Source organism: Halalkalicoccus sp. CG83 (assembly GCF_037081715.1).
Lineage (GTDB): Archaea > Halobacteriota > Halobacteria > Halobacteriales > Halalkalicoccaceae > Halalkalicoccus > Halalkalicoccus ordinarius.
Map to the genome: position 1 here is coordinate 881,476 of NZ_JAZDDH010000001.1, position 16,851 is coordinate 898,326.

The 16,851-nt window shown below is 66.3% G+C and carries 21 protein-coding genes; 10 read left to right on the forward strand and 11 right to left on the reverse strand.

The features are described from left to right. Positions 1-2: 2 nt before the first annotated feature. Positions 3-419, reverse strand: coding sequence for an acyl-CoA thioesterase (locus V0Z78_RS04395; RefSeq protein WP_336343408.1), 417 nt, complete (start codon positions 417-419; stop codon positions 3-5). A 25-nt stretch (positions 420-444) separates the two neighbouring features. Then, positions 445-768 (reverse strand): hypothetical protein, encoded by a 324-nt coding sequence (locus V0Z78_RS04400; RefSeq protein WP_336343409.1) that lies wholly within the window; start codon positions 766-768, stop codon positions 445-447. A gap of 426 nt (positions 769-1,194) precedes the next feature. Between V0Z78_RS04400 and V0Z78_RS04405 the strand changes: the two genes are divergently transcribed. Next, a complete protein-coding gene (locus tag V0Z78_RS04405) occupies positions 1,195-1,884 on the forward strand; it encodes a bacterio-opsin activator domain-containing protein (RefSeq protein WP_336343410.1) in 690 nt (229 codons plus the stop codon). Between the two features lie 150 nt (positions 1,885-2,034). On the opposite strand, the gene V0Z78_RS04410 is transcribed toward V0Z78_RS04405, so the two are convergent. The 4 genes from V0Z78_RS04410 to V0Z78_RS04425 all read right to left on the reverse strand — a co-directional run bounded on the left by V0Z78_RS04410 (position 2,035) and on the right by V0Z78_RS04425 (position 5,899). Continuing rightward, on the reverse strand, positions 2,035-2,169 hold the full coding sequence (locus V0Z78_RS04410) for a transporter (RefSeq protein WP_336343411.1): 135 nt from the start codon (positions 2,167-2,169) through the stop codon (positions 2,035-2,037). Between the two features lie 122 nt (positions 2,170-2,291). Then, positions 2,292-2,843 carry a metal-dependent hydrolase gene (locus V0Z78_RS04415; protein WP_336343412.1) on the reverse strand — a complete coding sequence of 184 codons (552 nt, stop codon included), beginning with the start codon at positions 2,841-2,843 and terminating at the stop codon, positions 2,292-2,294. A 70-nt stretch (positions 2,844-2,913) separates the two neighbouring features. Then, positions 2,914-4,716, reverse strand: coding sequence for a glutamine--fructose-6-phosphate transaminase (isomerizing) (gene glmS, locus V0Z78_RS04420; protein ID WP_336343413.1), 1,803 nt, complete (start codon positions 4,714-4,716; stop codon positions 2,914-2,916). Between the two features lies 1 nt (position 4,717). Continuing rightward, the gene (locus tag V0Z78_RS04425) at positions 4,718-5,899 is read right to left on the reverse strand and encodes a sugar phosphate nucleotidyltransferase (protein ID WP_336343414.1); all 1,182 of its coding nucleotides are present in this window, start codon (positions 5,897-5,899) and stop codon (positions 4,718-4,720) included. A 768-nt stretch (positions 5,900-6,667) separates the two neighbouring features. On the opposite strand from V0Z78_RS04425, the gene V0Z78_RS04430 reads away from it, so the two are divergent. Beyond that, complete coding sequence (locus tag V0Z78_RS04430) at positions 6,668-8,095, forward strand: hypothetical protein (RefSeq protein ID WP_336343415.1); 1,428 nt, start codon at positions 6,668-6,670, stop codon at positions 8,093-8,095. Between the two features lie 165 nt (positions 8,096-8,260). Here the strand turns inward: V0Z78_RS04430 and V0Z78_RS04435 are convergent, their stop codons facing one another. Both V0Z78_RS04435 and V0Z78_RS04440 read right to left on the reverse strand, forming a co-directional pair. Further along, on the reverse strand, positions 8,261-8,431 hold the full coding sequence (locus V0Z78_RS04435) for a hypothetical protein (protein ID WP_336343416.1): 171 nt from the start codon (positions 8,429-8,431) through the stop codon (positions 8,261-8,263). 37 nt (positions 8,432-8,468) lie between these two features. Next, the gene (locus tag V0Z78_RS04440; RefSeq protein ID WP_336343417.1) at positions 8,469-8,651 is read right to left on the reverse strand and encodes a hypothetical protein; all 183 of its coding nucleotides are present in this window, start codon (positions 8,649-8,651) and stop codon (positions 8,469-8,471) included. A 156-nt stretch (positions 8,652-8,807) separates the two neighbouring features. Here V0Z78_RS04440 and V0Z78_RS04445 point away from each other — a divergent pair, with 156 nt between their 5' ends. Both V0Z78_RS04445 and V0Z78_RS04450 read left to right on the forward strand, forming a co-directional pair. Further along, positions 8,808-9,047, forward strand: coding sequence for a hypothetical protein (locus V0Z78_RS04445; protein WP_336343418.1), 240 nt, complete (start codon positions 8,808-8,810; stop codon positions 9,045-9,047). Positions 9,048-9,070: 23 nt separating this feature from the next. Next, positions 9,071-9,328 (forward strand): hypothetical protein, encoded by a 258-nt coding sequence (locus V0Z78_RS04450; protein ID WP_336343419.1) that lies wholly within the window; start codon positions 9,071-9,073, stop codon positions 9,326-9,328. Positions 9,329-9,341: 13 nt separating this feature from the next. Here the strand turns inward: V0Z78_RS04450 and ahbB are convergent, their stop codons facing one another. Beyond that, positions 9,342-10,433, reverse strand: a complete 1,092-nt coding sequence (ahbB, locus tag V0Z78_RS04455) for a siroheme decarboxylase subunit beta (RefSeq protein WP_336343420.1) — start codon at positions 10,431-10,433, stop codon at positions 9,342-9,344. A 131-nt stretch (positions 10,434-10,564) separates the two neighbouring features. On the opposite strand from ahbB, the gene V0Z78_RS04460 reads away from it, so the two are divergent. The 3 genes from V0Z78_RS04460 to V0Z78_RS04470 all read left to right on the forward strand — a co-directional run bounded on the left by V0Z78_RS04460 (position 10,565) and on the right by V0Z78_RS04470 (position 13,172). Continuing rightward, the gene (locus V0Z78_RS04460) at positions 10,565-10,819 is read left to right on the forward strand and encodes a hypothetical protein (RefSeq protein ID WP_336343421.1); all 255 of its coding nucleotides are present in this window, start codon (positions 10,565-10,567) and stop codon (positions 10,817-10,819) included. A gap of 160 nt (positions 10,820-10,979) precedes the next feature. Continuing rightward, on the forward strand, positions 10,980-12,038 hold the full coding sequence (locus V0Z78_RS04465) for an anthranilate phosphoribosyltransferase (protein ID WP_336343422.1): 1,059 nt from the start codon (positions 10,980-10,982) through the stop codon (positions 12,036-12,038). A gap of 69 nt (positions 12,039-12,107) precedes the next feature. Further along, entirely contained in the window at positions 12,108-13,172 is a 1,065-nt protein-coding gene (locus tag V0Z78_RS04470; RefSeq protein WP_336343423.1) for a glutamate-cysteine ligase family protein, read from the forward strand. On the opposite strand, the gene V0Z78_RS04475 is transcribed toward V0Z78_RS04470, so the two are convergent. After that, the gene (locus V0Z78_RS04475) at positions 13,169-14,140 is read right to left on the reverse strand and encodes a succinylglutamate desuccinylase/aspartoacylase family protein (protein WP_336343424.1); all 972 of its coding nucleotides are present in this window, start codon (positions 14,138-14,140) and stop codon (positions 13,169-13,171) included. The two genes, V0Z78_RS04470 and V0Z78_RS04475, sit on opposite strands and share 4 nt — an antisense overlap. Positions 14,141-14,216: 76 nt before the next feature. Between V0Z78_RS04475 and V0Z78_RS04480 the strand changes: the two genes are divergently transcribed. The 3 genes from V0Z78_RS04480 (at position 14,217) to V0Z78_RS04490 (ending at position 15,479) form a co-directional block, all read left to right on the forward strand. Next, positions 14,217-14,477, forward strand: a complete 261-nt coding sequence (locus V0Z78_RS04480) for a hypothetical protein (RefSeq protein WP_336343425.1) — start codon at positions 14,217-14,219, stop codon at positions 14,475-14,477. Between the two features lie 74 nt (positions 14,478-14,551). Further along, positions 14,552-15,094, forward strand: a complete 543-nt coding sequence (locus V0Z78_RS04485; RefSeq protein WP_336343426.1) for a peptidylprolyl isomerase — start codon at positions 14,552-14,554, stop codon at positions 15,092-15,094. A gap of 37 nt (positions 15,095-15,131) precedes the next feature. Continuing rightward, complete coding sequence (locus V0Z78_RS04490) at positions 15,132-15,479, forward strand: ferredoxin (RefSeq protein WP_336343427.1); 348 nt, start codon at positions 15,132-15,134, stop codon at positions 15,477-15,479. A gap of 55 nt (positions 15,480-15,534) precedes the next feature. On the opposite strand, the gene V0Z78_RS04495 is transcribed toward V0Z78_RS04490, so the two are convergent. Further along, the gene (locus tag V0Z78_RS04495; RefSeq protein ID WP_336343428.1) at positions 15,535-16,839 is read right to left on the reverse strand and encodes a serpin family protein; all 1,305 of its coding nucleotides are present in this window, start codon (positions 16,837-16,839) and stop codon (positions 15,535-15,537) included. Positions 16,840-16,851 lie beyond the last annotated feature (12 nt).

The window sequence follows — 16,851 nt, forward strand, 5'->3', positions numbered from 1 at the left end:
GGTTACATCGGCTCACCGCGGTCGCCGCGGTCGTACTCCTCGATCCGCCGTCGCCAGCGATCGGGGATCGCGCGTGGCTTTCCCCTCTCGTCGAGCAGCACCGAGACCGTCTCGGCGGTCGCGACGAGTCGACCGTCGGCGCTCAGTCGGTAGGCGATCGTGAAGCTGGTCTCGCCCACGTTCTCGACCCGGAGGTCGACGGTGACCTGCTGGCCGCTCTCGATCGAGCGCTCGTACTCCACGTCGAGCGAGCGCACGACGGTGTTCACCTCGTCGAGCGCCACCCCGACGACCTCCCTGAGGAACGCTCCCTTCGCCTGTTCCATGTACGAGACGTAGACGACGTGGTTGACGTGACCTCTCGGATCGAGATCGCGATACCGGACGTCGGTGGTGTAGCCGTAACTGGTCCCGTCCATGGCCGAGCGAGTCCGCACGTCCACTTCAACCGCGCGATAGCGAACCGTCGTCCGATCCGCCCGCCGGCCGGAACGCGGACCGATCGAGCCTCTCCTCCGGATCTCGACGCTTACCGCGATCGCTCTCGGCGAGCAACACCGGCGTCCGTGGACTCCAGAGAAACGTGTGGCGGTCGTTACACTGGCCACACTCGTACGTCGCGATGCCCGTTCCGTGGTCGACGATCGGGTCCCACTCGATCGGGTCGGTGTCCCTCGTCGCGAACCGTCTCCCCGTCGTCGGGCAGGTCAGCTCGTCGTAGTCCGACCGCTCGCCGCTTCGGGCCAGCTGAAACAGTTGCCCCAGCATCCGTCAGTCCCTCCCCTCCTTGCCGCCTCTCCCCTCGATCACGATATCACGATTCCACTCCTCCACTTCTCCAATGAGCGCTCGGACCGTAGCTGTATCGATAGTTCAAACATCCAACCGTTCCCGTGATCGGAGCGGCTTGCCCGTCTCAAAACCGTGCGAGCAGCGGTACAGCCGCCTTCGATCGCTGAAGCCTTCGATGGAACGGTCTCGACGGTCGTCGGTCCGGACGAAAACGGGTGATGTCAGAGGCACCCGTGATGTGGGACCCCATCCGCCTCTTCAGTGACCATGAGTGCGGACGCGAGCTCATCCATTCTCCCCCACGGGTCGGGGCGGGCCCCACGGGTACTACTCGTCCGTTATCGATCGAAAGCCCTCGGGTTGGAATGTACAACCATTTATGTAGTCCCATCAACAACTGTCATGGGCGACCGTAGCACGAGCATCATCGTCGAGTTCAGCGTTCCCGCCGAGGAGTTCGCGCTCTACGAGACGCTGTGTGAGGTTCCGGGGATGACCGTTGAGGTCGAGCGTGTCGTCGCACACGAGGCCGACTGCATCGTCCCGTGCTTCTGGACGTCCGGCGAGAACTACGAGACGTTCGAACGGGTGGCGGAGGACGATCCTTCCATCAGGGATCTCACCAAGCTCGACGAAGTGAAGGGTGCGATCCTCTACCGGGCGGAGTGGGTCGAGGACGTCGAGACGGTCGCCTATACGATGACGAGGACCGGAGCGACGCTTCTGGACGCGACGGGGGAGGACGGTCAGTGGATGCTGCAGCTGCGGTTCGATACGTCGGAGGGAACGACGGCCTTCCAGCGCTACCTCGAGGAGCACGAGTTGGAGGTCGAACTGCACCGCCTCTACGAGCTGACCCAGCCGCGGTTGGACGGTCAACCCGGCCTCACGGACATCCAACACGAGACGCTGGTGACCGCGCTCGAGAGGGGCTACTACGAGACCCCGCGGGACGTCTCGATGAGCGAGTTGGCCGACGAGCTCGGGATCTCCCAGCAGGCACTATCGAAGCGGCTCCGCGGCGGGCATCACACGCTGGTCGAAAACTCCCTCACCGTCGACTCACCGGGCTCGGAGGAGCAAGGGCCGTGACTTCCTCGGTAGTCCGTCCCTCCGGACGGCATCTCGAGGACATCGGGCTTCAAGGTGGTGAGGCCGGCTCGGCTCCGCTTGTGGACTCCGATCGAGGCCCCGCGGGTCGTTGCCTCGTCGTACGTCGTCGACGGAACGCAACGAACGAGTTCAGCTGTCGGTCAGCAGCCTGAGGGCGACGCCGATCAGGATCACGACGATCCCGAGGATCGTCGCTACCGGCGGGATCGGGACGAACAGCAGGACGACGCCGGCGAGCATCACGAGGCTCGAGAGGCGCACCATGTTCCCGTTCCTCACGCGAGTCGGTTATGCGTGCTGCCTGCATCGCCAGCGCTCGGTCGCGACGCCCTCTCGCTTCCCTTCCGCGGATCGTTCCGTTGGCGCGGTTCCGCAATCGGTTCGCCTCAGCGATTCCGTCCTCGGCCCAGATGACGCCGGACGACGGCCATCCCGGGCGCGCCGTCGTACGCCCACAGCGCGACGATCCCGAGACCCATCGCCGCCTGTACCGCGAACGCCGGCGAGAGCGTCGGGTCCGCCGTAGCGAGTTCGGACAGTATTCCCCGTTGCTCGTCCACGGGGACCGACAGCAGCGGCCAGACGAGAAACCGGACGAAGGCGTATTCGCCGAGCAGTAGCGATCCGATCGCGTCGCCGAAGACGTGCGAGAGGTAGCCGACGCCGAAGGCGACGCCGTACTCCGGGTTTTCTCTCCGTCTCCAGTACCGATGGACCAGCCAGCACGCCGGAACGGCGACGAACAGCGTGTGGACGAGCATCCGTCCGGAGGGGACCAGGTCGAACGTCCACGCGAGCGGTTTGTCGATCAGGTCCGGTAGCTGGGTTCCGAGGAACAGCCACAGCGTCGCCACGTCGCCCGGCGGCGCGCCCGACCGGCCGCGCGTCAGTCCCGTATACAGGAGGTAGCCGAACGCGACGTGGGTCCAGGGCCACATACGTATCCGTCATTTCGATGACGGATACGTGCTTCGTTCGACCGCGGTTCGAACCGAGGAGCCACGGACGCTACTCGACGGTGACGCTCTTCGCGAGGTTGCGCGGTTTGTCGATCGAGCGGTCGAGGCGGTTCGCGACCCAGTAGGAGACGAGCTGGAGCTGGACGTTCGCGAGGATCGAACCGATCCGCTCGTGGGTGTCGGGGATCTCGAGGACGTGATCCGCATAGCGTTCGATGTCCGAGCGGCCGTCCGTGACCGCAACGACGGGCGCGCCGCGCGCCTCGACCTCCTTGACGTTGCCGATCGTCTTGGTCGCACGCTCGCCGTCGCCGGTCACCACCGCGAACACGGGCGTCTGATCGGTGACGAGCGCGAGCGGGCCGTGTTTGAGCTCTCCCGCAGCGAACCCTTCCGCGTGTTTGTAGCTGATCTCCTTCATCTTCAGCGCCCCCTCGAGCGCCACGGGGTAGTTGTAGCCGCGTCCGATGAAGAAGTACGCTCCGGCGTTCTCGTACTCGGCGGCGATCTCCCGGGCGTTCGAGTCGTCGAGGATCGACTGGACGTGGTCGGGCAGGCTCCGGAGCGCGCCCAGTAGCTCGCGGCGCTGACCGTCCTTGATGGCGTCGGCGACCAGCGTGAGGGCGGTCTGCTGGGTGGCGAAGGTCTTGGTCGCGGCGACGCCGATCTCCGGGCCGGCGCGGATGTACATGGTGTAGTCACACTCGCGGGCCGCCGAGGAGCCGACGACGTTCGTCACCGCGAGCGTCGACGCCCCCATCCGTTTCGCCTGTCGGAGCGCCCGAAGCGTGTCCGCGGTCTCGCCGCTCTGGGTGACGCCGATGACGAGGGTCTCCTCGTCGATCGGCACCGAACCGTGATCGTACTCGCTCGCGAGGAACGTCTGGGCATGCACCCCGCGTTCGCGAAGCGTCAGCTCGCCGTAGAGCGCGGCGTGATACGAGGTGCCGCAGGCGACGAACTGCACCCGTCTGGGGGCCGGGAGCTCGTCGAGCTCCTCGACCGTGATCTCCCCCTCGAGCTCGTCGACCCGACCGCGGAGACACTGGCGCAGCGATCGGGGCTGCTCGTTGATCTCCTTCAGCATGTAGTGGTCGTAGCCGCTCTTGCCGGCGTCCTCGGCGTCCCACTCGACGCGTTCGACGGGCGGCTCGACCACCGTTCCATCGGCCGTGCTGACGGTGACCTCGTCGCCGGTCAGCGCCGCGAACTGGCCGTCCTCGAGGTAGATCACTCGGTCGGTGTACTGGATGAACGCAGGGACGTCGCTCGCCAGGTAGTGGCCGTCGTCGGCGACTCCAAGCACGAGCGGCGAGTCCTGTCGCGTGGCGTAGATGGTGTCCGAACCGCGGAAGACCGCCGCGAGCGCGTAGCTTCCCTCGAGCCGCGAGACCGCCTTCCGGAACGCCGCCTCGTCGTCCAGTCCCTCCTCCAGGTAGTGGCGGATCATGTGGGGGACGACCTCGGTGTCCGTGTCGCTCTTGAAGACGTACCCCGCGGCGGAGAGTTCCTCGCGCAGGTGCTCGTAGTTCTCGATGATGCCGTTGTGGACGACCGCGACCCTGGCCTCGTCGTCGGTGTGGGGATGGGCGTTCCGATCGGAAGGCGGACCGTGGGTGCTCCAGCGGGTGTGGCCGATGCCGACGTTTCCGGTGGGGGAGCCGTGCTCCTCGAGCGCGGCCTCGAGCTCCTCGAGTTCGCCCTCGCGCTTCATCACGGAGATGCTGTCGTCGGCGAGTGCCACCCCCGCTGAGTCGTAGCCGCGATACTCCAGGCCCGACAGTCCCGTCAGGAGCACGTCGAGGACCTCCCGATCCCGCCCGCTGCCGGCGTAGCCGATGATTCCACACATGTTATCTCACCACCGTCTCGTCCGCGATCGTTCCACGCACCGTCGTCCCGGCGTATACGGTCGCGTCCGAACCGATCATGGTTCCGGGCGCGAAGTTCACGCCGCCCTCGACGTGCGCTCGATCCGCCACCACGGCGCCGAGCTGTTCGTCCTCGAACACTCGATTGCCGACGCGCACGTCCCCCGGGCCGCCCGGAACCGTCGCTGCGGCTCCGATATGGGCGCCCTGGCCGGTGACGCAGTCGACGACCGTCGCGTTCGGACCGACGCGGGTGTCCGAGTCGAGCACCGAGTCGTCGACGACGGCGTTCGACTCGACGGTGACGTTCTCGCCGAGACAGGCGTAGGGACCGAGCACCGCGCCGGCACCGACCTCACAATCGGGCCCGATCACGACGGGCTCGCGGATGACCGCCGTCTCGTGGACGTTCGCGCTGTCGTCGATGCGCTCCTCGCGGCTCTCGCCGACGACGCCCGCGAGACAGAGGTCGCGACTCACCTCGAGGAGGTCCCACGGGTAGGTCGCATCCACCCATAGCCCCCCGGTGACCGTCCCCGCGACCGTCTCCTCGGAGTCGACCAGCCACGAGAGCGCGTCGATCAGCGAGTGTTCGCCCTCGCGCGGTTCGGCGTTCCGGATCGCCTCGAAGATCGCCGGCTTGACGCCGTAGACGCCGGCGTTGAGCTGATACTCGCGTTCGTCCTCTGGACGTTCGACGAGGTCGGTCACCCCGCCGTCGTCGAGGATGACGCCCCCGTAGTGTTCGACCCGGTTGTGGTCCAGGACGCCGAGGGTGGCAGCCGCGTCGTTCTCGTTCATGGCGTTCAGGACGTCCCCGATGATCGACGACGCGATGATCTGGTCGCCGTAGACGACGAGGAACGGCTCGTCGAACTCCTCCTCGACGGCCAACAACGCGTGCCCGGAACCGAGCTGTTTGTCCTGTACGACGTACTGAAGCGGGACGTTCCGGTAGTTCGGACCGAAGTGGTCCTGAACGCGGCTACGTTTGTAACCGACGACGACGGTGATGTCCGTGACGCCCGCCTCGATCAGGCCGTCGAACACGTACGAGAGGATCGGTTTGTTGGCGGCTGGCAGCATCGGCTTGGGCCGGTTCCGGGTCAGGGGACGCAGACGCGTCCCTTCACCGGCAGCCAGCACGACTGCAGGAACTCCCATAATATCAGTAAATCGATCGACTGGCACTTAGGTCTTTCATCACGAGGCGTCGGACCAGAAACCGGCGTAGGAGCGGCATACCGTCCGCCCGAGCGCACATTCCAGAACTGAATCATCGAAAAATAACTCCGAGGATCGTACGACGTTCCGTGTCATCTGATGGCTTTCACGAATGAAATACATGATTTTCGAGGGACATGAGCGATATCTGGGTGATCGTGGGCGACCGACGATCGGTCGCGGTTTCGAACGCTCGACGACGTCGAGTGCGCGTCGGTCACGGTCGAGGACGACCCGGATCGACGAGTAGCGCTTCTGCGTCAACTCCGTCGCGCTTGAGGTCGGCCGATGGCCACGCGTCGTCGTCCGCTTCACGTCCCGGCCGGCACGTGTCCTCCGAAACCGATCGGACCCGGACCCGGGTTCGCCGATGGATAGAGCTGTCGCTTGCTGGTGCAGGTCGTGACGAGATCCCGGCCAAATCGTATCAACCGATCGAACTGACGATCCTGTTATCCGTTATCGATAATAATCCTGCCACATACTCCTACTCGTTACGATGTTTACTAGAGAGATACGATTAACCTCATGTGGCGTTTTACCCGACCAGAACGCTCTCAGCGGCCCGATGGTACCAAAACTATTTATCATTATCGTATCGACTACTATTTTCTAGGCGAATATAAACCATACTAATACTCTACTCGGGATAAATAAGATACCAGGGCGTATTTACACGTCGGTCGGGGGTGTTACGATAACGTCATCATGTCCGACCTAGACGATAGCGACGATCGCAACGACGCTCCCTCGACCAGCCGCCGGAACTACCTCGGAACGCTCGCAGGACTGGCAGTGACGCCCGCGCTCAGCGCGGTAGGCAGCGCCCACTCCGAGAACGTGATCACCATCGTTGGGCGAGGAGAGACCGCCCACTACGAGTTCACCGCCAGCGGCGACGTCGAGAAGGTCGAGGAGAACGGCGGGACGATCAACTCCTACGATCAGATCAGCGGATCGACGGTGACGGGCCGAACGACCCGCGAACCCGACTCGTACGCCTTCGACGGCGAGATCACCGACTTCGAGACCGACGCGCCCGTCGACGTGACGATCAACGGCCAGTCCGCGGATCCGGCCGGCGGCTCCGGTAGCTCCGAGGAGTCCGACGAGTCCGAGGAGACCGAAGAGGAAGAGGAGGACGAGACCGACGACGTCGACGCGTCGGGCTACTCGAACGTGGTCGACATCGTCGAGGCGGGCGCCGACAACGACGGCAACGCGTCCATCCACTCGGTTCTCAACAGCGTCGCCGGCGAGGACACCCTCGTCAAGTTCCCCCCGGGTACGTACAAGATGAGCGGGACGCTGCGAGTGACGGGGCTCGAGAAGTTCGGGATGGTCGGTACCGACGCGACGATCGACGTCAGTCCGACGAACGGCTACGTCTGTAAGCTGGGAACCTACAAGAGTCCGATCGGTGATCTGGAGGTCAAGGGGCTCACCGCCGACATCAGCGCGGGCGGTGCGGGCGGACGCGTCTTCGAGTGTCACGCGAACGATAGCCTCGAGATCAGCGACGTCACGATCGAGGGCGAACACGACACCGCCGGCAAGGGCCCGATGCTGGTGGGCGTCCACTCGAGCGGCGGCAGCGGTACCGTCTCGAACGTCAGCATGCCCGATGGCGGCGCGGACGTCAGCGGCGGGCGCGGTGGCACCGGCCTGCTCGTCAGCAACTACCACACCGGCAGCGTCACGATTCGAGACTGTCACATCGGTCCGTTCCCCGACAACGGTATCTACTGTTCGAACAGTTCGGGCGACGTCCACGTCGAGGGCGGATTCGTCGAGAACACCAACGTCGCGGGCGTTCGCCTCGACGGTGACGACTGCTCGCTGACGGGCACGGAGTTCGTCTACGATACGAACATCTCTGGCTTCGGCGGCCAGCGTCCGGTTCGCTGTGACGGTGGCGACATCGAGATCGACGACATCCACGTCGACATGTCGATCAACCAGACCGAAGCCATCCGCGTGATGTCCGGCGCTCAGTCGGTCAGCATCGAGGACTGTTCGATGGATCTGCACGGCGACGTACGCGACGGTATCTCCGTCGTCTCGGGCGCCGGTCCAGTCACGACGAACGACAACGACATCAACGGCGAGGCTCGTTACGACGTCTTCGAGTACTGAACGACCACGGCGGTTCGATCTCCCTTCCGAGAACCGTGATTTGATCGACCACGCGTCGATCGAGTTCCGGGGCGACCGCTCCATCGCGCCGCCCCGTTCGAAGAGCGCTCCAGCGGTCGTCCGTTCGGTCGGCTCCTCTCGATTCGAGTTCCGACGCCGATCGGCTCAGTGTTCGGGCGGCTCCTCGCGTTCCTCGAGCACCCACTCGAGCTCCTCGATCGCGCGCAACAACACTGCCTCCTGTTCGTCCTCGAGCGGCGACGACGGCGGGTCCTGCTCGTCGTACGTCGACTCGAGCTCCTCGACTCGGTTCCGGATCTCCTCCCGTGAGCGCATACGGCGGGCTTCCACGACCGAACACAAAACACCTCTGTTACGGCTCGTACCGGTGCCACAGCCACCCTACCCCCGAGACGACCACGACCACGCCCGCGAGCGCGTACCAGTAGTCCCGGTGTGCCATCGCCGAAGCGAGATACAGCGCCATGAGCCCGAGGCCGAACGTGAGCGATATCCAGTGGGCGCGGTAGAACTCGAACACCGTCCGAACGAACATTCGCGAGGGTTCACCCTCGAACGACATATAGCCTGCGAGCGAGCCATCGCGTCCCGCCGTACGGAGCACAACGTCCCGTTCGTCCCGGTTCGCAGTCGGCGGGTTTCGACGACCGCGAACCGTACGATTGAGGGCGCTCGGGGCCCAACCGTCGCCATGGTCGAGCTCTCGAACAAGGCGGCGTTCGTCCTCGTGCTCGTGTCGGGAATCGTCGTCCCCGGGGTGCTGAACTACGTCGCGTCGGTGATCCTCGGCCAGCCGCTTCTCGGACGCGCCGTCTGGGTGCTCGGCTACACGGGAATGGTTCTGGTGGTCTGGTACGTCTGGCTCCGCCCGCTCGACTTCACGGGTCCCGAGCGCGGTCCCGAGGAGGCGGAACGGAAGGTTAAAGACTGAATCGACTCGATAGCCGACCACAGATGCTTGAGTTCGTCCCGCTCGACCTCCTGGACGATATCATCCAGAGCTACAACCTCGGGCAGGTTCTGGTTCTGGCGCTCGTAGCCTCGGTGCTCGGCTCGCTCGCGCTCTCGAAGAAGCTCCTCTCGATGAACGTGATCCTCTTCGGCTTCCTGTTCATGCTCGCTCCGAGCAACCTCGCACCGCTCCCCTACAAGCTGCTCGGGGTCGCGCTGGTCGTCATCGGCCCGGTCCTCTACACGACCGCACGAAGCTGAGTCTCGGACGCCCTCACTCGGAGAGGAGTTCGCCGTATCGCGCTCCGGTCTGTTTCAACGTCTCCGTCGAGTAGAGCCGCTCGTGCTCGTAGGGGAGATGCTCGGCGGCGAGTTCGTCGATCTTCTCGTCGACGGCCTTCGGATCGCGCCCGTGGATCATCGTGAAGAGGTTGTACGGCCAGTCGAGTTCGGGTCGGCGCGGTCGGTGATAGCAGAGCGTGACGTACGGCAGCGCCCCGGCCGCCCCTCCCCGCTCGTCGAGGTCGTCGTCCGGGACGTCCCAGACGACCATGCAGTTGGCGTCGAACCCGGTGACGACGTGGTTTACCACACAGCCGATGCGCTTGATGCAGCCCTCGGCGAGCAGCCGGTCGACGGCGGCGAGGACGTCGTCGGTCTCCGCGCCGAGCGAGCGGGCGACGTCGCGGTACGGCGTCGCCGAGAGCGGGAGCCCCTCCTGGATCTCGAGGAGCACCCGCGCCTCGAGTCCCGAGAGGTCGCCCGTGGCTTCCTCGCTGATGCGGGTAGCCGACACCCGTTCGGCGTCCGCGGACGCGCCGGTCCCGTCCACGGCGCTCGCGCGGGCGAGTCGTCCCTCCGTGTCGGTCTCGCGGGCGAAGCGGTCGGCGTTCACGACCGGGAACTCGAGGTCGATGTAGAAGTCGGTGAGCATCGGCAACACGAGGACCGGGTGGCCGGTTCGCTCCTCGATCTCCTCGAGGATACGGTCGCGGGTCTCCCGCGAGCCCGCGGTGACGACGAACCACATGTTCCACTCGTGATCGCGCCGGTAGTTGTGGTTGACCTGCCGATACTCGTTCACGACGCTCGCGATCTCCTCGAAGCGTTCCTCGGGGGCACGGACGGCCGCGAGCGTCGAACTGCCGATCACGGGCGGGTTCAACACCGCGCCGAAGCGCCGGACGACCCCTCGATCACGGAGGCGTTTGACGCGCGCGAGTGCCTCCTCCTCCCCGATCCCGAGGGCCTCGCCCACGGCGCGAAACGGTCGTCGCTCGACCGGGAAGCCGCTCTGGTAGCCGTCGACGAGCGCGGCGTCGACGTCGTCGAGGCCGACCCGCCAGCCGGCGTCGGGCGTACTCATTTCCCCCGGATAGGCGCCGCGTCCATTACAGCGTACCGGTTCGGGATACCGATGAGGACCGCCGGCCCGATCCTCCTGTGGATCGTTACCGAGTACCAAATATTCATGACGGACCGCGTCGTAAGGGAGGTATGGCTACGGGTGTACAGCTACGGCAACCGGCGGTGACCGAGGGATTAGTGTTCGAGCAGACGGCGCCCTCGATCGATCGATACGTCGTCACCGGCGTGGGCGAGCGCTACGTCTCGTTCAGGCGCGTGGGTTCGAGGCCGTTCGAGACGCGGGCCGGACGGCTGGCGGAGCCGATCCACATCGAGTCCCGCGAGGACGTCGAACGGCTGCTCTCGACGGGCGAGATCCGGGCAATCGACGGGACGGCGAACTGACGGCTCCGGTTCTCGCGGCGGCTTTCGATCGGATGGGTTCGACCGAGCGGATCGAAGACGAGACGCGGAAACGCGGGCGGGATCGGGTGGAGAGGCCGGTCGAAGACCTCGATACCCGTAGAGCGGGACGTTTTTGCGACGGCGCTCCCAAACGGTACGTATGGCCCAAGCGACCGAGGCGTACGGCGAGTGGCCGCTCAAACGGCTGATGAGCGAGGTGGTCGGATCGGGTCCGAAGTCCGCCGACGACATGGACTACGATCAGGCGGAGGAGGCGTTCCGACGCATCCTCGACCTGGAGCCCGACCCCACGACGCTGGGGGCGTTCTGGCTCGCGAACCGCTGGAAGCGAAACGAGCCCGAGGAGCTCGCGGCGTTCACCGACGTGATGCGCGAGTCGGTCCGCGTCGCCGAGCCCGACTGCGACCCCGTCGACTGCGGGGCGAACTACGACGGCAAGCACACCTCCGCGCTGCTGGGCGTGGGCGCGGGCGTCGTCGCGGCCGCCGCGGGTACCCCGGTCGTGACCCACTCGGGGGATCACGTCCCGACCCAGAAGGCGACCGCCTACAAGCACGTCCTCGACGAACTCGACGTCAGGACCGACCTCGAGTCCGAGGAGAGCGCGGAGATGGTCGACGAGTGTGGCTTCGGCTTCTACTACCAGCCCAACTTCAACCCGCGCGTCCACGAACTCCACAGCCACCGCGACCGGATGGGCGTACGGACGTTCGTTAACACGATCGAGACGCTCGCGAACCCCGCGAACGCCGACGTCCACCTGGGCAGCTTCTATCACCTGCCGTTCGCGAAGAAGGTCGTCGACACGTTCGAGCGAAGCGAGCAGTCGCTCGGACGCGTGCTCATGTTCCAGGGGATGGAGGGCTACGACGACGTCCGGCCCGGGCTGACGAAGGTCGCCGAGTGGGACGACGGCGACTTTTCCGACTTCGAGGTCCAGACCGGCGAGTACGGAATGGACTTCGAGAGCGAGGACCTGGAGGTCGAGGACGTCGAGGCCGACTCCGCACGGATCACCCGCGAGGTGCTCTCGGGCGAGCGCGACGATCGGTTCGCCGACGCGATCGCGCTCAACGCCGCGCTTCGGATCTACGCCCGCGAGGATGCAGACTCGATCGACGCCGGCCTCGAGCGCGCCCGCGAGGTGCTCGAGAGCGGCGAGGCCGAGGCCGTCCTCGAGGACCTGCAGGCGTTCTGAACGGCGCCTCGACCCGTCGATCGGCGCAGGCACAACCTTCTTGTTCGTCTCGGGTCTGGATCGGGCGGGATGCAACTGGGACTCGAGTCGGAGTACTGGGTGGTCGACGGCGAGGGACGGCTGACCGACGGCCGGCCGCTGCTCGACGCCCACGAGCGCGTCGAGGGGGAGTTCGTCGCCCCGATGATCGAGGTCGTCACACCGCCCGCCTCCGGCGTGGAGGCGCTCGAACGGGAGTTCATCGAGGCACTGCGGGCGGTGCTCGACGCCGCCGAACGCGAGGGAGTACACGTCGTTCCGCTCGGAACGCCGCTCACGGCCGACGCGATGCCCGCCGTCACCGATCGGGGGCGTTTTCTCGAGCGCCTCTACGGGCCGGGGATCGACGCCGCGAAGCACTGTGCCGGCACGCACGTTCACTTCGAGAAGCGAAACGTCGTCGAGCAGGTGAACCTGCTGACCGCGCTCGATCCCGCGCTGGCGCTCGTCTCCTCCTCGCCGTACTACGAGGGCGAACGCCTCGCGTACTGCTCGCGGGCGTACGCCTACCGCCGACGAACCGGGGCGGCGTTCTCGCGCTATCGCGACCTCTGGGAGTACATGGAGTCGCTCGGCGAGTGGAACGCCCGCCTCGACGGCGCCTACGCGGAGCTCCGGACGCTCGCACACGAGCGCGGGATCGACGACGCGACGTTCGAGCGATACGTCAGAGCGGAGAACGCCGTGTTGACGCCGGTCCGGCTCCGCTTCGGCTCGCCGACCGTCGAGTGGCGGACGCCGGACACGGCGCTTCCGAGCCAGGTCTTCCGGCTGGTCGAGGAGGTCGAACGGCTCGTCCGCCGCACCGAGGAGCTTCCCCTCGGGATCGGGGACGAGCCGGGCGTCGGCGACGACGCGATCACGATCCCGCCGTTCGCGGCGCTCGAGAAGCTCACCCGGCAGGCGGTCTTCGACGGGCCCGCCGACGACGTCACTGCGTACCTGCGATCGATGGGACTCGAGCCCAGCGCCTACGAGCCGATCGCGGTGGAACTCTCCGGCCCCGACCGGCTCGATGAGTCGGAGGCGAGCGGGCTACGACTGCGCTATGCCGATCGGCTCCGCCGGGACGTCGCGGAACTCTCTGGGCGTTAGTCGAGCACGAGCGCGACGTTTGCGAGCTTCTCGCCGCCGGTGACCGTCGCCTCCTTGGTGAGCGCGTACAGGATCCCGTCGCGGTCCGCGACCGGTTCCTGGAGCACCTCGTATGTCGTCGGGTCGTAGAGCGTTCCGAGCGGCGTGCCGGCGGTGATCCGGTCGCCGAGGCCGAGATCGGAGTTCGCCCGGAACAGCCCCGAGGCGACCGCCGTCACCCGGCCGAGATGGTTACGGGCGAGGATCGCCTCGCCGTTCTCCTCGGGCTCGCCATCGAGCATCCCCAGCGCCCGGAGGACGTTGAACAGCCCCTTGACGCCGGTCTCGACCGCGTCGTTCACGATCTGCTTGTTGTACGCGAGCTCCGGCGTGATCGCGGGGATCCCCTCGCCGGTGGCCGCCACGCGGAGCTTGCCGTCGAAGTTGCGCTCCGCCCACATCTCGTCGGCGTCCTCCTCGGCCTGTTCCGCCAGTAAGAGATCGGTGCCGAACGCCTCGGCGAGCCGTCGGGAGTCGTCGTCGTCCTCACGGAAGACGACGTGGGTGAGCATCTCCGGGCTGCCGGTGTGGAGGTCGACGATGGCATCGGCCGAACTCGCGTGTTCCCAGAGGGTAGCGGCCATCCGCTCGTGGAGCGTCCCGTCGACGTCGCCCGGCCAAGCTCGGTTCATGTTCGGATTGACGCTGTCGAGCTGCTCGGGTGTGGTGTAGGAGACGCGATCGAACGTCAGCGGGTCCGCGACGGGAACGGCGAGGACGGTCCCCGCCAGCGCGTCGAGGTCGACTCGTTCGTGGAACCGTCTGAGGGTGGCGGTTCCGTTCACTTCCCGGCCGTGCTGGGCGGCCTGAACGTAGAGGGTGGGGCCATCGCGTGCGCCCTCGTATCGGTGTAGCGTCGTCTCGACCGTGAGGCCCGAGGGCAGCCGCGCGAGGGTAAGCCGTTCGGCGGAGTGGGTACCGCGTACCATACCTTCCCTCCGAGGGCGATCCCCATTAATCCGGGCAGGATTTTTGTGGATAGCACGCGAATAATACGGCGGGGTGATGTCGATGACCGGTCAGGCTCGTCACCGGTACGATCCGGAGTGGAGTTCCGCAGAAACGCTGGCTGAGGCCCTCACCTTTGCGACACGGTACGACCTCGCGCTGTGGGCGATCCCGACGGCGTTCCTCCTCGCGCTCATGGTCGGTAGCGTCCTGGGGATCTCCACGCACGCCGCGCTCGTCGGGGCTGCCCTCCTTGGTCTGCTCGTGCTCGTCGACGTCATCGCGCTGAACCCGCCGGTCGAGCCGTCGGCCGAGTGAGCGGCGCTCGGCGAACGAGCCGTACCGCGTTCGTGACCACCAGCGTTTTACCCGCCTGTGTCGACGGACCAGCTATGGCCACGACCGCGACGCTGCACACATCGGTGGGTGATATCGAGATCGAACTCTACGACGAGCGTGCGCCCCGCACGGTAGAGAACTTCCTCAATCTGGCCGAACACGACCCGGCCGCCGACGCCGACCCCGCTCCCGACACCACCACGTGGGAGGACCCCGAGACCGGCGAGACGCGGGGCGACGGGCTCTTCAACGGCGTCGTCTTCCACCGGATCATCGAGGAGTTCATGATCCAGACCGGCGACCCGACCGGCACCGGCCGGGGCGGCCCGGGCTACCAGTTCGACGACGAGTTCCACGACGAACTGCGCCACGACTCGGCGGGAACCGTCTCGATGGCCAACAGCGGTCCGGACACCAACGGCTCGCAGTTCTTCATCACGCTCGCGCCCCAGCCCCATCTGGACGACCGCCACGCCGTCTTCGGGCAGGTGATCGACGGGATGGACGTCGTCGAGCGGATCGGCGAGGTCGAGACCGACGCCCAGGATCAGCCGATCGAACCCGTCGAGATCGAGTCCGTGACGGTGGACCGATAACCGACAGTCGAAAGTCCGCGCGCCCCTTCTCGCAGGTATGAGCGATTCAGACGACGGTGGCGTCGTCCGTGCGAGCGAGATCGGCGAATCGAACGCGCCGCCGGTCGAGGAGAAACCGTACAAGATCATCTTCGAGGCGAACAAGTGCTTCGGCGCGGGCAAGTGTGCCGAGGCCTCACGGAACTGGGAGCTCGACTTCGAGACGGGGATCGCCAAACCCCGCTCGTACTTCATCGGCGAGGACGAACTCGAGGAGAACGTTCGCGCGGCCGAGCTCTGTCCGGCGAAGAAGGACCGCGGCGTCATCCACGTGGTCGACCGACGAACCGACGAGGAGATCGCGCCCGATCCGCACGGTGACGGCACGCTGAGCGTCGACTGGTAGCTCTCGGAGGCGGTCGTCGATCCCCGGACACGGGTCGGATCACGACGGCGGCGGTCTACTGCGCTGCGACCGCGTCCACCACCCGTCCGAGGAACAGCACCGACCCGGTGGGCCGGTCCCGGATCGCGAAGAGGAACGGTCGGTCGACGATCATCTCGAAGGGATCGGCCGGCGCGGACTCCTCGCGAATGACGACGCCCGTCGCCGCGGCCGCCTCCGTCCCCTCCTCGTCGACGGCAATGAACGTATCGTGGTAGACGTCGTCGACGTAGAGGTTGCCATCGAGCTCCTCGAGCGGTGCGATCCCGTCGAAGTTCGCCTCGCGTTCGTCGAACGCGACCTCCATCCCGAGCGCCGAGAGCGCCTCCTCGAGCGCGAACCCTGACTCGAACCCGAAGCGCGGAAGGGCGATCGTCCCTTCGCGCGGTTCCAAGGCGTCGTCGAGCGTCGAGAAGCGACCGACGTCGAGGCCGGCCTCGATGCGCTCGAACTCGCCCTCCGCGGGGAGGACGACGACCATCCCCACCTCCTCGCCGACGTAGGGAAGATCGATGACTTGGTGGCCGCCGACCTCGGTGTACGGAAAGCTGCCGTCCCGGCGCATGATCGGTACGTCCTCCGTCGCTCCGTCGAGCGCGGTGAACGGGGCGTCCTCGGTGCGTTCCTCCTCGAAGGGCTCCGCCCAGGTCGCGCGGAAGAACAGTGCGTTCGTGAGCACCAGTCGGGTGAGTTCGTCGATCGATCCTTCGGGGAGGAGGTCGTCGATGCGTTCCTCCGTTCGGCCGGCGACCCAGTCGTTGATCTCCTCGCGCGCACCCTCGGGGTCGCCCTCGAAGTCCACCGTCCGGAAGCCGGCACCGTAGTAGCGTTCGACCAGCTCGAGGTACTCCTCGCGGTAGGGGTAGGACTCGAGTCCCCACGCCGCGTTCGCGGTCGCGAGCTCGAAGGGGTCGCTCTCCTCGTCGTCGGTCTCGACCTCGCTTCGGGCATCGAGCTCGTGGTACAGCGCCGCGAAGGCAGGATGGATCTCCTCCTCGAGCGAGAAACGCATCGCCTCGGCGATCTGCGTTTCGGTCTCCTCACGGGCGCCGGCGTAGGTCATCGCGAGCGCGACCGAGACGCTGTACGGCGAGGCGAGCAGGTTCCCCGTCTCGCTCCCGCGCAGGTAGTCGTAGAGGTCGAACGCGAAGCGGGTGTTCCCCTCGACGAGGCTCTCGAGGGTCTCCTCGCTCACGTCGAGGTCGGTCGTCGGCTCCGCGTCGGGATCGGTTCCCGGACCGCCGCTTCCGCCGGAGCCCGAGCCGAGACAGCCCGCAAGGGCGAGCGCCGCCCCCGAGAGGAGCAGGGTGCGTCTATCCATGTACGAATAGTA

Excerpts from the sequence above, each read along its gene's own strand:
- V0Z78_RS04430 (WP_336343415.1), top strand. The coding sequence starts at position 6,668 with ATGTCCGACCTAGACGATAGCGACGATCGCAACGACGCTCCCTCGACC.
- V0Z78_RS04475 (WP_336343424.1), bottom strand. The coding sequence starts at position 14,140 with ATGGTACGCGGTACCCACTCCGCCGAACGGCTTACCCTCGCGCGGCTG.
- V0Z78_RS04405 (WP_336343410.1), top strand. The coding sequence starts at position 1,195 with ATGGGCGACCGTAGCACGAGCATCATCGTCGAGTTCAGCGTTCCCGCC.
- V0Z78_RS04490 (WP_336343427.1), top strand. The coding sequence starts at position 15,132 with ATGAGCGATTCAGACGACGGTGGCGTCGTCCGTGCGAGCGAGATCGGC.
- V0Z78_RS04395 (WP_336343408.1), bottom strand. The coding sequence starts at position 419 with ATGGACGGGACCAGTTACGGCTACACCACCGACGTCCGGTATCGCGAT.
- V0Z78_RS04465 (WP_336343422.1), top strand. The coding sequence starts at position 10,980 with ATGGCCCAAGCGACCGAGGCGTACGGCGAGTGGCCGCTCAAACGGCTG.
- V0Z78_RS04470 (WP_336343423.1), top strand. The coding sequence starts at position 12,108 with ATGCAACTGGGACTCGAGTCGGAGTACTGGGTGGTCGACGGCGAGGGA.
- V0Z78_RS04485 (WP_336343426.1), top strand. The coding sequence starts at position 14,552 with ATGGCCACGACCGCGACGCTGCACACATCGGTGGGTGATATCGAGATC.
- V0Z78_RS04460 (WP_336343421.1), top strand. The coding sequence starts at position 10,565 with ATGGCTACGGGTGTACAGCTACGGCAACCGGCGGTGACCGAGGGATTA.
- glmS (WP_336343413.1), bottom strand. The coding sequence starts at position 4,716 with ATGTGTGGAATCATCGGCTACGCCGGCAGCGGGCGGGATCGGGAGGTC.
- V0Z78_RS04425 (WP_336343414.1), bottom strand. The coding sequence starts at position 5,899 with ATGGGAGTTCCTGCAGTCGTGCTGGCTGCCGGTGAAGGGACGCGTCTG.
- V0Z78_RS04480 (WP_336343425.1), top strand. The coding sequence starts at position 14,217 with ATGTCGATGACCGGTCAGGCTCGTCACCGGTACGATCCGGAGTGGAGT.
- V0Z78_RS04410 (WP_336343411.1), bottom strand. The coding sequence starts at position 2,169 with ATGGTGCGCCTCTCGAGCCTCGTGATGCTCGCCGGCGTCGTCCTGCTG.
- V0Z78_RS04445 (WP_336343418.1), top strand. The coding sequence starts at position 8,808 with ATGGTCGAGCTCTCGAACAAGGCGGCGTTCGTCCTCGTGCTCGTGTCG.
- V0Z78_RS04415 (WP_336343412.1), bottom strand. The coding sequence starts at position 2,843 with ATGTGGCCCTGGACCCACGTCGCGTTCGGCTACCTCCTGTATACGGGA.
- V0Z78_RS04440 (WP_336343417.1), bottom strand. The coding sequence starts at position 8,651 with ATGTTCGTTCGGACGGTGTTCGAGTTCTACCGCGCCCACTGGATATCG.
- V0Z78_RS04495 (WP_336343428.1), bottom strand. The coding sequence starts at position 16,839 with ATGGATAGACGCACCCTGCTCCTCTCGGGGGCGGCGCTCGCCCTTGCG.
- ahbB (WP_336343420.1), bottom strand. The coding sequence starts at position 10,433 with ATGAGTACGCCCGACGCCGGCTGGCGGGTCGGCCTCGACGACGTCGAC.
- V0Z78_RS04400 (WP_336343409.1), bottom strand. The coding sequence starts at position 768 with ATGCTGGGGCAACTGTTTCAGCTGGCCCGAAGCGGCGAGCGGTCGGAC.
- V0Z78_RS04435 (WP_336343416.1), bottom strand. The coding sequence starts at position 8,431 with ATGCGCTCACGGGAGGAGATCCGGAACCGAGTCGAGGAGCTCGAGTCG.
- V0Z78_RS04450 (WP_336343419.1), top strand. The coding sequence starts at position 9,071 with ATGCTTGAGTTCGTCCCGCTCGACCTCCTGGACGATATCATCCAGAGC.